Source organism: Streptomyces sp. (genome assembly GCF_036566765.1).
Classification (GTDB): domain Bacteria; phylum Actinomycetota; class Actinomycetes; order Streptomycetales; family Streptomycetaceae; genus Streptomyces.
In genome coordinates, this window is sequence record NZ_DATCVQ010000740.1 from 1 (window position 1) to 14,633 (window position 14,633).

Below are 14,633 nucleotides of genomic sequence, written 5' to 3' on the forward strand. Positions count from 1 at the left end.
CCCGCCCCCGCCGCCGCGGGGGCAGCCCAGCTCGCCCGCGCCGACGCCGCCGTGCTCAAGGCCGACGTCGGCGGCACCGCCTGGCACGTCGACCGGGCCTCGGGCCGGGTCGTCGTCACCGCCGACTCCACCGTCTCCGCCGCCGAGATCGCCAAGATCAGACGCACCGCGGGCGCGGACGCCGGCACCCTCGACGTCCGGCACGTCTCCGGCGTCTTCGCCCCGCTGCTCGCCGCCGGTGACGCCATCTACGGCGGCGGCTACCGCTGTTCGCTCGGCTTCAACGCCCGCAGCGGCAGCACCTACTACTTCGTCACCGCCGGCCACTGCGGCGACGTGGCGAACACCTGGTACACCAGCTCCGCCCAGACCACCCTCATCGGCGCCACCGTCGGCTCCAGCTTCCCGGGCAACGACTACGCTCTGGTCCGCTACGACAACGCGTCCCTGAGCCACACCGGCGGCTTCACCGCCGCCAACGCCTACGTCGGCGAGTCCGTCAAGCGCACCGGCTCCACCACCGGCACCCACGGCGGCACCGTCACCGCCCTGAACGTCACCGTCCGGTACTCCGGCGGAGGCACCGTCCGCGGCATGATCCAGACGAACGTCTGCGCCGAGCCCGGCGACTCCGGTGGCCCGCTCTACGACGGCTCCAAGGCCCTCGGCATCACCTCGGGCGGCAGCGGCAACTGCAGCTCCGGCGGCACCACGTTCTACCAGCCGGTGACCGAGGCCCTGTCCAAGTACAACGTCAGCCTCTACTGACCCCTCCTGCGTCAACTCCCTCGGTCCGCCCGGTAGTTGAGGACTGTACGGCCGAAAGGCGCCCTTGCGGCGCCGACCCGGGCGGACCGAGACTCCCCCACAGCGCCGGCCCCAGGGCCGCGCCTCACGGGTCCGACCCCCACGGCGGACCCCCGATTCCCCTCTGGAGGAACGAGAAGTGAGGATCAAGCGCACCACCCCCCGCAGCGGAGCCACGAGACGGACCCGCCTCCTCGCCGTCACCACCGGTCTCGTCGCCGCCGCAGCCGTGCTCGCCGTCCCCACCGCGAACGCGGACTCCGCCGGAACGTTCAGCGCCACCCAGCTCAGCGCCGCGAGCGACGCCGTCCTCAAGGCCGACGTGCCCGGCACCGCCTGGCACACCGACCAGGCCACCGGAGCCGTCGTCGTCACCGCCGACTCCACCGTCTCGAAGGCGGAGATCGCCGCCATCAAGCGCCAGGCCGGGACCAACGCCGGCGCGATACGCGTCGAGCGGACCCCGGGCAAGTTCAGCAAGCTGATCTCCGGCGGCGACGCGATCTACACCAGCGGCTGGCGCTGCTCGCTCGGCTTCAACGTCCGTGACAGCGCGGGCAACTACTACTTCCTGACCGCCGGTCACTGCACCGACGGCGCGGGCACCTGGTACTCCAACTCCGGCCGGACCACCGTGCTCGGCTCCACCGCGGGCTCCAGCTTCCCGACCAACGACTACGGCATCGTCCGGTACACCAACACCTCGGTGACCAAGTCCGGCACGGTCGGCGGCGTCGACATCACCAGCGCCGCCAACGCGACCGTCGGCATGTCCGTGACCCGCCGCGGCTCCACCACCGGCACCCACGGCGGCTCCGTCACCGGCCTCAACGCCACGGTCAACTATGGCGGCGGGGACATCGTCTACGGCATGATCCGCACCAACGTGTGCGCCGAGCCGGGCGACTCCGGCGGCCCCCTCTACTCCGGCAGCCGCGCCATCGGCCTCACCTCCGGCGGCAGCGGCAACTGCAGCACGGGCGGCACGACCTTCTTCCAGCCCGTCACCGAGGCGCTCAGCGCGTACGGAGTGAACGTCTACTGACGCCCCCTCACTCCAATGAGCCCCCGTCCGGATTTCCGGGCGGGGGCTCGACCTTTCGCACACATCTGGGAGGATGTGCGCACGGTCGGGCGACGGGGGGTTGCTAGTCAGTGAAGCGCATTGGAGTGACCGGCCACAGAGACATTCCCGAAGCGGCCTACGAACACGTCCGGGCCGCGCTGGAGGCCGCGCTCAAGGCCGCGTTGTGCGCCGGCCACGGCGGCGCCCTGGAGGCGTACTCCAGCCTGGCCGCCGGGGCGGACCAGCTGTTCGCCGACATCGCTCTGGACTGCGGGGCCGAGCTCACCGTCGTCATCCCCAGCGGGGACTACGAGGACGCCTTCGAGGCGCCCGCCGAGCTGGCCCGGTACCGGGTGCTGCGCGGGCGGGCCACCCGGGAGGTCAGGATGGAGTTCGCGCACTCCACGGACGAGGCGTACATGGCGGCCGGCACGTACATCGCCGACCACTGCGACGCGCTGCTCGCGGTCTGGGACGGCGAGCCGGCGCGCGGACTGGGCGGCACCGGCGACATCGTGCGGTACGCGCGGGAGCGCGGCCGCCCGGTCACCGTGATCTGGCGCGCGGGCGTGCGCCGGAGCTGACCGATCCCGTGGGCTGACGCTCCCTCAACTGCGGTGCCGCACCAGCCAGTCGGTGTGCTGCGGGGACACCACGCGCTCCGCCTCGTAGACCGCGGCCGGCCAGCGCGCCTCGTCGACCGTGGTCTGCATGGCCGTCTGGATCCCCGCCAGGTCCTCCTCGACCAGAGAGTGGGCCGCTATCAGCGGCTGGTGCCGGCGCACCTCGCTCCAGGCCACGCAGGCCGCCGCGGCGGCCGACAGCACCCCGGCCGGATCGAAGGACTCGGCGACGGCCAAGGTGTGCAACACGCCGAAGAACAGCGCCAACAGGGTGAGCAGCGCGATGGTCGCCGACCAGAAAGCGGTGGCCCGGCGCGACACCACCGTCCTGCGGTGGTACCAGTTCCGCTGCTCGATCAGTCGATCGCGGACATACGTCTCCTTGCGTACACTGAACGGTTTCTCGCGCAGCATCCGCATCGGCCCGGTGATGAGCTCGGCGCCCGCCCCCGACTCCTGCTCCCGGGGGTCCCGCCAGCCCACCTTGCGCAGCTCGGCCAGGCCCTCCTCCAGGCGCGCCGTGAACTCCCCATCGGGATCAGGGGAGTTGGCGTCGTAGGGGGTACCGTGGACGGCGTACCTCCAGCAGGTTGACTTGATGAACTCGGCCGCAGAGCGGTTGAGTTGCCAGTGCGACTTTGCATGTCGGCGGGATGCGCGGTAGGTCACGGCCAGCACCCCGGCGTATGTCAACGCGCTTAAGGCGCTGGCGAGTTGGAACGGAGCCAGCGCGAAGGAGGCGCCCACGACGAGGAGCAGCAGCTGGAGGCGGGTGTCCGTGGCGGCCTCGCGCTGGCGTGTCACCGCGATCTCGTCGGTCCGGTGGAAGAGCGCCGGCAGATCGGCGTTGCGGAAGACCATGCTCTGCAGAGGACCGCCGAGCCCGCTCATACGTACCCCCGTCTTTGCGTTTGCGTCTTCACTCTTTAGATGGAATGGCTTGTTCCGAACTGGCTGGTGAAGGATGGTGCGACGCTATTTGATTGATCCCTGCAGGCTGATTTGCCGCAGGTGGGCATGAGGGTAAAGTCGTGCGCGCACGCACCGCAATGGTGCCCCTCAGCAATGAGCACATTAAGGACGGCCGTCGTGAGCCTTCAGACCTCTGTCACCTTCGCTGCCGCGAAGAAGAACCGGGTGCCCCTCGCCGAGATCGACGTGCGGGACGCCGCCACCGCCAAGAAGATCGGTCGTCTTCTGCCCGTGTCCGCGGACCGGGCCGAGCGTGCTTCGAGCTTCAATTCCGCCCTCTAGACTGGCGGAATGACCGAACCCCTGGTTCCTTTCCAGGAAGTAGTTCTCAAGATCCATAGTCGTTGTGATCTCGCATGTGATCACTGCTACATCTATGAACACGCTGATCAGAGCTGGCGAACCCGACCCAGGGTGATCTCTGAACAAGCGGTCGCCCGGACTGCTCTGCGACTGGCGGAGCACGCCGAGAAACATGCTCTGACCTCCGTGTCGGTAATCCTGCACGGAGGGGAGCCTTTGCTGGCGGGGCCCACCCGACTGCGCGAGGTCTGTGCCGAACTCACCCGGACACTCGCCCCCGTCACCTCCCTCGACCTGCGGATCCACACCAACGGGATCCAGCTCAGCCCCCGCTACCTGGACGTCTTCGACGAGTTCGGGGTACGGGTCGGCATCTCCCTCGACGGCGACAAGGCCGCCAACGACCGGCACCGGCGCTACGCCGACGGCCGCAGCAGCCACGCCAAGGTCCTCAGGGCCGTCGAGCTCCTGCACCAGGACCGCTACCGGCATCTCGACCTCGGCCTGCTGTGCACCGTCGACATCGCGAACGACCCCCTGGCCGTGTACGACGCGCTCCTCGAACTCGACCCTCCCCGGGTCGACTTCCTGCTGCCGCACGCCACCTGGGAGCACCCGCCGCCCCGCCCGGACGGCTCGCCCACCGCGTACGCCGACTGGCTGCTCGCGGTCTTCGACCGCTGGGACGGCCAGGGCCGGCCGGTCCCCGTCCGGTTCTTCGAGTCCGTGCTGTCCACCCTGGCCGGCGGCCCCAGCCTGACCGAGTCGCTCGGCCTGGCCCCCACCGACCTCGTCGTGGTCGAGACCGACGGCACTCTGGAGCAGGTCGACTCGCTCAAGAGCGCCTACGAGGGCGCCGCCGCCACCGGCTTCGACGTCTTCACGCACTCCCTCGACGAGGTCGCCGCCCACCCCGGCGTCCGGGCCCGCCAGCTCGGCCTCGCCGGAGTCTCCGACGCCTGCCGGTCCTGCCCCGTGGTCCGCTCCTGCGGCGGCGGGCTCTACACCCACCGCTACCGGCCTGACGACACCGGGCGCGACCCCTTCGCCAACCCCTCGGTGTACTGCGCCGACCTGGAGGCGCTGATCCGCGGCATCGAGGCGCGCACCGCCCGCACGCTCGTCGCCCCCGCGGTCGCCGAGCCCGCCCCCGCCCTCGCGGTCGAGCAGTACGAGCTCGACCGCGGGCTGCTCGCCCAACTCCACCGCGAGCTCGACGGCCGGGGCGGCGAACCCTGGCAGGAGGCCTGGGAGCTCGCCAGCGCCGTCGAGGCGCGCTCCGACGGCCTCGATGAGGTCCTGGTCCACCCGTACACCCGCGGCTGGCTCCTGGACGCCCTGCACGCCCTCAGGGCGGACCGGCCGGACGCGCCCGCCATCGCGCTGCGGCTCGCCCGGTACGTGGCCGCCGCGGCCGTGCGCGGCGGCGTGGAGGCGCCGGTCCGGGTCGGGTACGAGAAGGGCGCCCTGATCCTGCCGACGCTCGGCGAGCTCGAACTGACCGGCGCGCCCGAACGCGGCGAGGCCCGGGTGCGGGTGGCCGAGAAGGGCTTCCTGGTCGAGGTGGGCGGCGTCGAGCGCAGGATCGTCCGGCTCGACGAGACCGTCCCCGGCTGGCAGCCGGTGCGCGGTCTCGGCCGGGACGGCGCGCCCGACGCGGCGATCGACGACCTCGACCCGTACCGGGACTGCTTCGGCGCGCCCGCGCACCACCGCCTCTCCCTGGAGGAGGCCGCCCGGTGGAGCGGGCGGCTCGCGCGCGCCTGGGCACTGCTCCGGGAGCGGGTCCCCGGCCAGGCGGAGGAGGCGGCCGCCGCGCTGCACACCCTGACCCCGCTATCCGGAACCGAGCCCTCCGTGGGCCGGCACGGCTACGGCGCCCTCGGGCTCCCGCTGCGCGGCACCGTGCCGGATCTGGCCAGGGCGCTGCTCGTCGGGTTCCGGCGGGCCAGGCTGCGGGCCATCCTCGAAGTGGCGGACCTCCACGCGCAGGACGGCGTGTGGAGCCACCCCGCGCCCTGGCAGGACACGCCGGTCCCGTACTCCCGGCTGCTCGCGGGGGCGTACGAGCGGGTGGGGCTCGCCGGGTACGAGCCCGGCGACGCACGGCACGCCGAGCACGCGGCGCGGGCGCTCGACACCCTGGAGCGCGCCGCCGAGACGACCGTCAGCGGCAGGGCGCTGCTGGCCGCGATGCGCGAGGAGATGAGCCGTGACTGACTCGGCGGGGCCCGGCAGAGGGCCCGCGGAAGGGATCGTCGCCGACCTCGCCCGATTAGGGCTGCGCCCGGGGACGACGCTGCTGGTGCACGCCTCCCTGTCCGGGACGGGCCTGGAGCCGGACGTGCTGCGCGAGGCGCTGCGGGCGGCGCTGGGGCCCGAGGGCACCCTCGTCGTCCCGGCGTTCACCCCGGAGAACTCCGACACCTCGCCCGCGTACCGGGCCCGGGTGGCAAGGCTGACGCCCGCCCAGGCGGCGGCCGTACGGGCGCAGATGCCGGCCTTCGACCCGAGCCGCACCCCGTGCCCGGGGATGGGCCGGTTGGCCGAGTCGGTGCGGACGGCTCCGGGGGCGGTGCGCAGCGCTCATCCGCAGACCTCCTTCGCGGCGCTGGGCCGGGACGCGCAGGCGCTGATGGCGGGCCATCCGCTGCACAGCCACCTCGGCGAGGAATCCCCGCTCGGCGCGCTCTGGCGGGCCGATGCGAAGGTGCTGATGATCAACGTGGGATTCGACGTGTGCACCGCGTTCCACCTCGCGGAGTACCGCACGGGAACGCCGGAGCGCACCTACCGCTGTGTGATCCGGGGGGCGGACGGGCCGGAATGGACGGAGTTCCGAGACGCCGACCTGGACGACGGGGATTTCGCGGCGGTCGGGGGTTCCTTCCCCTGGCAGCTGGAGCACAAGGGGCAACTGGGGGGAACGTTCGCAAGGCTGTTCTCGTTGAGGGATGCGGTCGACCATGCGGTGCAATGGATGACTGAAAAGCGGCGCTGATTGACCGAACGTCATGGGGATGGAGCAAGGTCTGCTCCGGAATGATTAATTCGCTCGCGTTCTTTCGAATCGTGGGTGAGAGACACAGGACGGGGGTCGTGTGACAGCGTCATCGCAGCAGCGAGCGGCGGAGCATCGCCCGTACTTCTTCTTGAGCTACGCGCATACGCCGAGGTACGGACCGGGTGGACAGGACCCGGACATGTGGGTCGAGCGACTCTTCCGCGATCTGTGCGGCCATGTGATGGCCATGACGGATCTCCCGGCCGGAGCCCCCGCTGGCTTCATGGACCGGGAGATACGCTCCGGCGAGGGCTGGTCGGAGCGGCTCGGCGAAGTCCTGGCGACCTGCCGGGTCTTCGTCCCGCTGTTCTCGCCCCGCTACTTCGCCAGCGAGATGTGCGGCAAGGAGTGGTTCGCCTTCGAACAGCGGACCATCAACCATCACGCCAAGCACAACAAACCCGCCGAGGCGATCGTGCCCGCGCTGTGGGTGCCCGTGCCGCCCGAGCAACTGCCCGGCCCCGCCGAGCGATTGCAGTTCAACCACCGGGCGTTCGGCGACCGCTACTTCACCGACGGGCTCTACGGACTGATCAAACTCCGGGTGTTCGCCGAGGAGTACGAGCGCGCGGTGTACGAACTCGCCAAGCGCATCGTCTCGGTGGCCGATTCCGCCGCCGTGGCCCCCAGCCGGCCGCTCGACTACCGTCAGGCCCCCAGTGCCTTCGGGGTCAAGGGCAGCAGCGGTCCCCGGCCCATCCAGGTGACCATCGCCGCCCCCACCCGGCACGACCTCCCGCACGGCCGGTCCGCCGACTACTACGGCGACTCGCCGCACGACTGGAACCCCTACTTCCCCGACGCCGCCCGTCCGCTCGCCTACGTCGCGGAGGACCTCGTCCGCTCCCTCAACTACCAGGTCAAACTCGGCTCGTTCGACATGGACAGCGGAATCCTGGACTCCAAGCAGCCGCCCACCCGCCCGGAGATCCTGATCGTGGACCGCTGGGCCCTGAAGGACGAGAGCAGACGCGAACGGCTCGCCGCCTTCGACAGCGAGCACCGGCCCTGGGTCAGCGTGATCGTGCCCTGGAACCGGCTGGACCGGGAGAGCATGGCCGAGGAGGCCGAACTGACCGAGATCCTGGCCCGCACCATGCCCGTCAAGATGGGCCAGGGCCGGGCCGCCGGCCGGGCCGCCGCCCGCGGCGTGCCCAGCATGGAGGTATTCAGCCAACTCCTGCCCCAGGTCGTCGAGACCGCCGCCCAGCAGTACCTGCGGCACGCCACCGTCTATCCGCCGGCCGGCGGCCGGCACACCGAACGGCCCCGGCTGCGCGGCCCGATGCCCAACGACTTCGCGATCACCCAGTACAGCCCCGACACGCTCACAGCGCCCGATGCGGAGGACCCGGATGACAGCCAGCCGTGACGGACGCATCGTCACGTTCTACTCGTACAAGGGCGGGACGGGCCGCACCATGGCCCTGGCCAACACCGCCTGGATACTCGCCGCCAACGGCAAGCGGGTGCTGGCCGTGGACTGGGACCTGGAGGCGCCGGGACTGCACCGCTTCTTCCACCCCTTCCTCGACCCGGCCACCCTGGGCGCCACCACCGGCGTGATCGACATGATCACCGAGTACGCCTGGGCCGCCACCAGCCCCGTCGAACGCCCGGAGGACTGGCACCAGGAGTACGCGCGGATCCAGCCGCACGCCGTCTCGCTGCGGCCTGAGGCGCTCGGCTGGGAGTTCCCGGCCGGCGGCACCCTCGACTTCGTCTCCGCGGGCAAGCAGAACCGCGAGTACTCGGCGACCGCCTCCACCTTCGACTGGGACGACTTCTACAACCGGCTCGGCGGCGGGCACTTCTTCGACGCGCTCCGCGAGGACATGAAGGCCAACTACGACTACGTCCTGATCGACAGTCGCACCGGCCTCAGCGACATCGCCGACATCTGCACCGTCCACCTGCCCGACGTCCTCGTCGACTGCTTCACCCTCAGCGACCAGTCCATCGACGGCGCCGCCTCCATAGCCCGCCAGATCCACGAGCAGTACCGGGGCCGGGGCATCAAGATCTACCCGGTGCCGATGCGGATCGACGAGGGCGAGAAGGAGAAGGCCGACGCCGGACGCGCCCTCGCGCGGCTCAAGTTCGACGGCTTCCCCAGCGACCTGACCGGCGAGGAGCTCACCGCCTACTGGGGCTCGGTGGAGATCCCGTACCGCCCCTACTACGCATACGAGGAGACCCTGGCGGCCTTCGGCGACGAGGCCGGGCTCACCACCTCCCTGCTCTCCGCCTTCGAACGGCTCACCGCCGTCGTCACCGAGGGCGAGATCACCGGCATGCCGGCGGTCGCCGAGGAGCCGCGGCTGCGGATCCGCGACGCCTTCACCCGCCGCCGCCCCGCCCTGCCCGCCGACCTCTTCCTGTCGTACGTGGCAGAGAACCGCATGTGGGCCGACTGGATCGAGGCCGTGCTCACCCGGGCCGGCTTCCGCGTCGTCCCCCGCGACGTCTCCGCCGACCCCGGGCCGGACGACGGCACGCATCCCGCCGAACACGCCGCCCGCACCGTCGTGCTGCTGTCCGGCGCCTACCTCAAGTCCACCCGGGCCATGGAGGTGTGGCAGCGCGCCGCGGCCGAGGACTCGGCCGGCAGCCGGCGCCATCTGCTGCCGCTCCGGGTCGGCGACGTCCGGCTCTCCACCCCGTACATCGACCGGAACCCGGTCGACCTCTACCGCCTCGACGAGTCCCACGCCACCAGCGCGCTGCTGCGCGCCCTGGAGCGGCCCGTCACGCTCCCCGAAGGGGTCTCGCCCGGCCCGCGGTTCCCCGGCACCGTCCCCAAGATCTGGAACGCGCCGCCGCGGAACTCCGGCTTCACCGGCCGCTCCGTCGTCCTGGAGCGGATGCGCGATCAGCTCGGCGCCGGCATGGCCGTCGTGCTGCCGCAGCCGCAGACCCTGTACGGCCTCGGCGGCGTCGGCAAGACCCAGGTGGCCCTGGAGTACGTGCACCGCTTCATGGCCGACTACGACCTGGTCTGGTGGATCTCCGCCGAGCAGCCCGACGACGTCGTGGCCGGCCTCGCCGAACTCGCCGGCCGGCTCGGCGCCCAGGGCGGCGACGACATGGCCGCCGCCTCCCAGGAGGCCATCGACCTGCTGCGCCGCGGCGTGCCGACCAACCGCTGGCTGCTGGTCTTCGACAACGCCGACGACCCCGACCAGCTCACCCGCTATTTCCCGACCGGCGGCCACATCCTGGTCACCTCCCGCAACCAGAGCTGGTCCCAGCACGGCAACGCGCTGCCCGTCGACGTCTTCCTGCGCGAGGAGTCCGTCGAGCACCTGCGGCGGCGCGCGCCCGGCCTGAGCGCCGAGGACGCCGACCGGGTCGCCGGCGCGGTCGGCGACCTGCCGCTCGCCGTCGAACAGGCCGCGGCCTGGATCGCGGAGACCGCCACCCCGGTCTCCTCCTACCTGGAGCAACTGGAGCAGCAGGCGCCGCGCGCGCTCGCCCTCAACCAGCCCGTCGGTTACCCCGAACCGGTCGCCGCCACCTGGAACGTCTCCATCGAGCGGCTCAAGCAGCGCTCACCCGCCGCCGTCCGGCTGCTCCAGCTCTGCGCCTTCTTCGCGCCCGAGCCGATTCACGCCAACCTGCTCTACAGCAAGGAGATGATCGACGCCCTCAAGCCCTACGACCCCTCCCTGCAGGAGAAGCTGGTCCTCGGCCGGGTGATCCGCGAGATCGGCCGGTTCGCGCTGGCCAAGGTCGACCAGGTCTCCGAGTCCATCCAGGTCCACCGCCTGGTCCAGGCCGTGATCCGGGCCCAGCTCAGCGAGGAGGAGCAGCAGGACGCCCGGCACGCCGTGCACCGCATCCTCGCCGGCGCCCGGCCGGACGACAACGAGCCGATCGACAACCCCGACACCTGGCCGCGGTTCAACACCATCTGGCCGCACCTCGGCCCGTCCGAGGCCCGGTACTGCAAGGAGCCGGAGACCCGGCGGCTGCTCATCGACCGCGTCCGCTACCTGTGGAAGCGCGGTGACGTGCGCACCGCGTACGCGCTGGCCAGCGATCTGCGCGAGGCCTGGCGGGACATGCTCGGCAACGACGATCTGCAGTACCTCTACCTGCGCTTCCACCTCTCCAACATCCTGCGCACGCAGGGCCGTTACGTGGAGGCCCGGGAGCTCGGCGAGGAGACGCTGCTCCGGCAGCGGAACGTGCTCGGCGACTCGCACCCGCACACGTACATGACCACCAGCGGTCTCGCCATGGACCTCGGCGCGCTCGGCCAGTACGTCAGGGCGATGGAACTGGCCACCGAGGCGCACGAGGGCTTCAGCGAGATCTTCCACGAGTCGCACCCGAGGACGCTGGCGGCCGCCAACAACCTGGCGCTCAACCTGCGCATGGTCGGGCAGTACGCCCGGGCCCGCGAGATCGACCAGGAGGTGTTCGACCGGCGCTCCGAGGTGCTCGGCGCCGAGCACCCGTACACCCTGTCCTCGGCCACCTCGCTCGCCCGCGACCTGCGCGAGGTCGGCCGCTACGAGGACTCGGTCAGCCTGCTCGCCCGCACCTACGACATCTACAAGGAGACCCTGGGCCGGACCTTCCCCGGCACCCTGTCGGCCGCCAAGTCGCTCGCCGTGTCGCTGCGCCGGGCCGACCAGGTCGAGGACGCCCGCCGGCTCACCACGGCCACCCGGACCCGCTACCGGGAGAAGTACACCCAGGCCAACCCGGACACGCTCGCCTGCGACCTGAACCTGGCGGCCGACCTGTTCGCCTCCGGGGAGCCGGTGGCCGCCCGCGACCTGGCGCAGGAGGTCGTGGACCAGTACATGAAGGTGCCGGGGGAGCGGCACCCGTACACCCTGGCCGCGGTCAACAACCTCGGCATCTACCAGTGGGGCTGCGGGGCCCCGGAGATCGCGGAGCAGCTGCTCAGCGGGGCGCTGCGCACGCTCAGAGAGGTGCTCGGCGAGCAGCATCCGCATGTGCTGTTCTGCACGGTCAACCTCGCCAACGCCAAGGCCGACCTAGGGGAGCTGGACGAGACCCTGGAGATCGAGCGGCGGGCCGTGACCGGGCTGCGCGAGGCGCTCGGCTCGCTGCACCCCGAGGTGCTCGCGGTCTCCTCCAACATGGCGGTGACGCTGGGCGCGCTCGGCCGCAAGGACGAGGCGGCGCGGCTGCGCAACGAGACCGCGGACGAGCTGGCGCGCCAGCTGGGGGAGGAGCACTCGCTCACCCGGGTGGCCCGCGAGGAGCGGCGGGCGCACCGCGACCTGGAGCCGCTGGCGATGTGACGGACGGGGCGCTCGGCCGGTCCTCCGGCCGGGCGGCCCCTCCCGGGGTGTTCAGCCCTCCAGCAGCCAGGTGAGCACGCGCGGCAGGGCGTGCAGAGCGTCGAAGTGGGCGGCGGCCGGTTCGAGCACCGCCGTCGCCCCTGGGATGCGGTCGGCGAGCCAGCGGGAGTGGCCCACCGGTGAGAAGACGTCCTGCTCGCCGTGCCAGAGCAGCACCTCGCCCGGGATGTCCGCCGGGTCGAAGCCCCAGGGGCTGCAGAAGGCGAGCGCGTCGTCGATCCAGCCGTACGCCGAAGTCCGCAGCGCCTCTTGATAGTTGCGCAGCAGCATGGAGCGTACGCCGGCGTCGGCGACGACCATCCGGTCCGATTCGGTGAGCTCCCGGCGCAGGTCGTCGAGGAGCTGTATCGGGTTCCTGCGGATCTCGTCGGCGCGCGGGGTGAGCCGGGCGGCGACCCCGCCCGGGTCCTGGGAGGCGGTGGTGTACTCCCGGACGTTGTGGGCCGTCATGCCCTCGAACCAGTCGAGCCCGTCCGCGTCCCGCGGGGCCAGCGCCACCAGTGCGGCGCTCCGGGTCACCCGCTCCGGGATCAGCGCCGCGCAGGCCAGCGCGTGCGGGGCGCCGCCGGAGCGCCCGACCACCGCGAACCGCTCCAGGCCCAGCTCGTCGGCGATCGCCGTCACGTCGTGGACGACGTCGCCCACGCTGCGCCCCTCCAGCCGGTCCGACCCCCCGTACCCGGGGCGGTCGTACGCGATCAGCTGCATGCCGCGCTGGTACAGCACCATCCCGCGCGGGGCCGGACCGAGGCGGCTGCCGGGGGTGCCGTGGAGCAGGAACACCGGTCTGCCCTGCGGATCCCCGAGCCGCTCCACCATCAGCTGACGCCCGTCCGACACGCGCATGTGCCCTCGCAACCTGTCGCCCCCTCAGTCGTGCATGCCGCCTACAGGAATCGACCTGCCCTATTCCCGCTCGCGGTACTGATCATCCCTCGGACGCCCGCTCGTTGTGGATGTACGAGGGGCTTTGCGGCGCGTTCGGGGGCGCGACCGAGAGGGCCGAGCCGTGGCGCACGAGGACGTCGATCTCGTCGCGCCGGCGGAGGGACGAGAAGATCACCGTGACGATCGTGCCCGCCGCCGCCCACAGCGCGAGGACCATCAGCGGGGTGGCGACCGCGTTGCCGCGGAAGTACGCGAGCGAGCGGGCCACCCAGGTCGCCGCGCCCGGCGGGAGGGCCGGGCCGATCGTCCGCCAGAACTCCGGGAGCAGCGGCAGCGGGAAGGCGCCGCCCGCGCTCGGGTTGCCGGCGACCACGACGAGCAGGATCGCCAGGCCGATGCCGACGATGCCGAAGACCGCCTGGAGCGCGAGGGTGGTCGCGCCGACCGCGAAGACGGTGAGCGCGCCCAGGCCCCACAGGGCGCCCACGCTGCCCGGCAGCGCGCCCAGGACCGGGCCGGTGATCAGCGCGCCGAGCAGGCCGGCCACCAGCGCGTACCCGCCCATGACGAACAGCCGGACCGCGGCGCGCTGGCGGTTGGCGGGCCGGGCGCCGGCGCTGATCGCCAGGACCGCGGCGCACAGATAGCCGCCCACGCACCAGCCGACGACCAGGTAGAAGGCGGACAGGCCGTCGGCGTCCTGGGCCGAGACGGGCGCCACGTCGTCGAACTTCAGGGTGCGCTGCTGCTCCTTCGCGACCTCGTCGAAGATCCGCACCAGCGCCTGGGTCTCGGCCGAGCCCTGGCCCGACGCGATCATGAGGGTGTCGGCAGTGGAGCGCGGGTCCACCACGAGCGCGGCGTCGATCTCGCGGTTCAGCATCTGATCGCGGGCGACCCGGTCGTCGGTGAGCGTGCGGGGGTCCAGCGGGGAGCCGGGCAGCGCCGCCAGCCGGTCGGCGAGCGGCGCGGCGAGCTGTTCGGGGGCGACCACGGCGACCTTCACGTCCCTCGGCCGCGGATGGTGCAGCGCGCCCACGTAGGACGTGATGAACAGCAGCTGCAGCGCGAGCACCCCGACGACCAGCAGGGCGGCCCTGGGGGATACGGCGTTCTTCACCTCGTCGACGAAGCTCATGCCTCCACGCTCCGGGGCCGCGGGGGTCCGCGCAGGCGGGACACGGCCGAATGGCTGAGCGAAATGACCCCGCGCCATGATCTCGCACATGCGTTCGAACTTTGGTCTATGGTGGAGGAGGGGGAGGTGAGAACGGATCGATCAGGAGGTGCGGGTGCCCGGGTTCACGCATCTGCGCACCGTGTCGGGCTTCTCCCTGCGCTACGGGGCCTCCCATCCCGACCGGCTGGCGACGCGCGCCGCCGAGCGGGGCATGGACGCGCTCGCCCTGACCGACCGCGACTCACTCGCCGGCGCGGTCCGGTTCGCCAAGGCCTGCGAGAAGGCCGGCGTCCGGCCGCTGTTCGGCGTCGACCTGGCGGTCGGCGCGACGGTCGGCGCGGCCGGCCGACCGGCCTCCGGCCTGGGCCGCACCTCCGCACGGCGGGTG

12 protein-coding genes are annotated in these 14,633 nt (G+C 72.0%); 9 read left to right on the forward strand and 3 right to left on the reverse strand.

What is annotated here, in order from left to right; genetic code table 11:
• The 3 genes from VIU94_RS42875 to VIU94_RS42885 form a co-directional block, all read left to right on the forward strand.
• Positions 1-768, forward strand: a 768-nt coding sequence (locus VIU94_RS42875) for a S1 family peptidase (RefSeq protein ID WP_331920829.1), incomplete at its 5' end; no start/stop codon positions are given.
• A 178-nt stretch (positions 769-946) separates the two neighbouring features.
• On the forward strand, positions 947-1,852 hold the full coding sequence (locus VIU94_RS42880; protein ID WP_331920831.1) for a S1 family peptidase: 906 nt from the start codon (positions 947-949) through the stop codon (positions 1,850-1,852).
• Positions 1,853-1,962: 110 nt separating this feature from the next.
• On the forward strand, positions 1,963-2,457 hold the full coding sequence (locus tag VIU94_RS42885; protein WP_331920833.1) for a hypothetical protein: 495 nt from the start codon (positions 1,963-1,965) through the stop codon (positions 2,455-2,457).
• A gap of 24 nt (positions 2,458-2,481) precedes the next feature.
• On the opposite strand, the gene VIU94_RS42890 is transcribed toward VIU94_RS42885, so the two are convergent.
• The gene (locus tag VIU94_RS42890; RefSeq protein WP_331920835.1) at positions 2,482-3,357 is read right to left on the reverse strand and encodes a DUF4231 domain-containing protein; all 876 of its coding nucleotides are present in this window, start codon (positions 3,355-3,357) and stop codon (positions 2,482-2,484) included.
• Positions 3,358-3,585: 228 nt separating this feature from the next.
• Here VIU94_RS42890 and fxsA point away from each other — a divergent pair, with 228 nt between their 5' ends.
• The 5 genes from fxsA (at position 3,586) to fxsT (ending at position 12,117) form a co-directional block, all read left to right on the forward strand.
• Entirely contained in the window at positions 3,586-3,750 is a 165-nt protein-coding gene (gene fxsA / locus VIU94_RS42895) for an FxSxx-COOH cyclophane-containing RiPP peptide (RefSeq protein ID WP_331920837.1), read from the forward strand.
• A gap of 9 nt (positions 3,751-3,759) precedes the next feature.
• Positions 3,760-5,991, forward strand: a complete 2,232-nt coding sequence (gene fxsBH, locus VIU94_RS42900; RefSeq protein WP_331920839.1) for a radical SAM/SPASM protein FxsBH, inactivated beta-hydroxylase extension form — start codon at positions 3,760-3,762, stop codon at positions 5,989-5,991.
• Positions 5,984-6,772, forward strand: coding sequence for an AAC(3) family N-acetyltransferase (locus tag VIU94_RS42905; RefSeq protein WP_414721110.1), 789 nt, complete (start codon positions 5,984-5,986; stop codon positions 6,770-6,772). The genes fxsBH and VIU94_RS42905 overlap by 8 nt, the downstream gene beginning before the upstream one ends.
• A gap of 100 nt (positions 6,773-6,872) precedes the next feature.
• The gene (locus VIU94_RS42910; RefSeq protein ID WP_331920841.1) at positions 6,873-8,207 is read left to right on the forward strand and encodes a TIR-like protein FxsC; all 1,335 of its coding nucleotides are present in this window, start codon (positions 6,873-6,875) and stop codon (positions 8,205-8,207) included.
• Entirely contained in the window at positions 8,191-12,117 is a 3,927-nt protein-coding gene (gene fxsT, locus VIU94_RS42915) for an FxSxx-COOH system tetratricopeptide repeat protein (RefSeq protein WP_331920843.1), read from the forward strand. The genes VIU94_RS42910 and fxsT overlap by 17 nt, the downstream gene beginning before the upstream one ends.
• Positions 12,118-12,168: 51 nt before the next feature.
• Here fxsT and VIU94_RS42920 read toward each other — a convergent pair whose 3' ends face one another.
• Both VIU94_RS42920 and VIU94_RS42925 read right to left on the reverse strand, forming a co-directional pair.
• The gene (locus VIU94_RS42920; protein WP_331920845.1) at positions 12,169-13,023 is read right to left on the reverse strand and encodes an alpha/beta fold hydrolase; all 855 of its coding nucleotides are present in this window, start codon (positions 13,021-13,023) and stop codon (positions 12,169-12,171) included.
• Positions 13,024-13,105: 82 nt separating this feature from the next.
• Positions 13,106-14,203, reverse strand: a complete 1,098-nt coding sequence (locus tag VIU94_RS42925; protein WP_331920847.1) for an ABC-2 transporter permease — start codon at positions 14,201-14,203, stop codon at positions 13,106-13,108.
• A 154-nt stretch (positions 14,204-14,357) separates the two neighbouring features.
• Here VIU94_RS42925 and VIU94_RS42930 point away from each other — a divergent pair.
• A partial coding sequence (locus tag VIU94_RS42930) for a PHP domain-containing protein (RefSeq protein ID WP_331920849.1) occupies positions 14,358-14,633 on the forward strand: 276 nt, incomplete at its 3' end.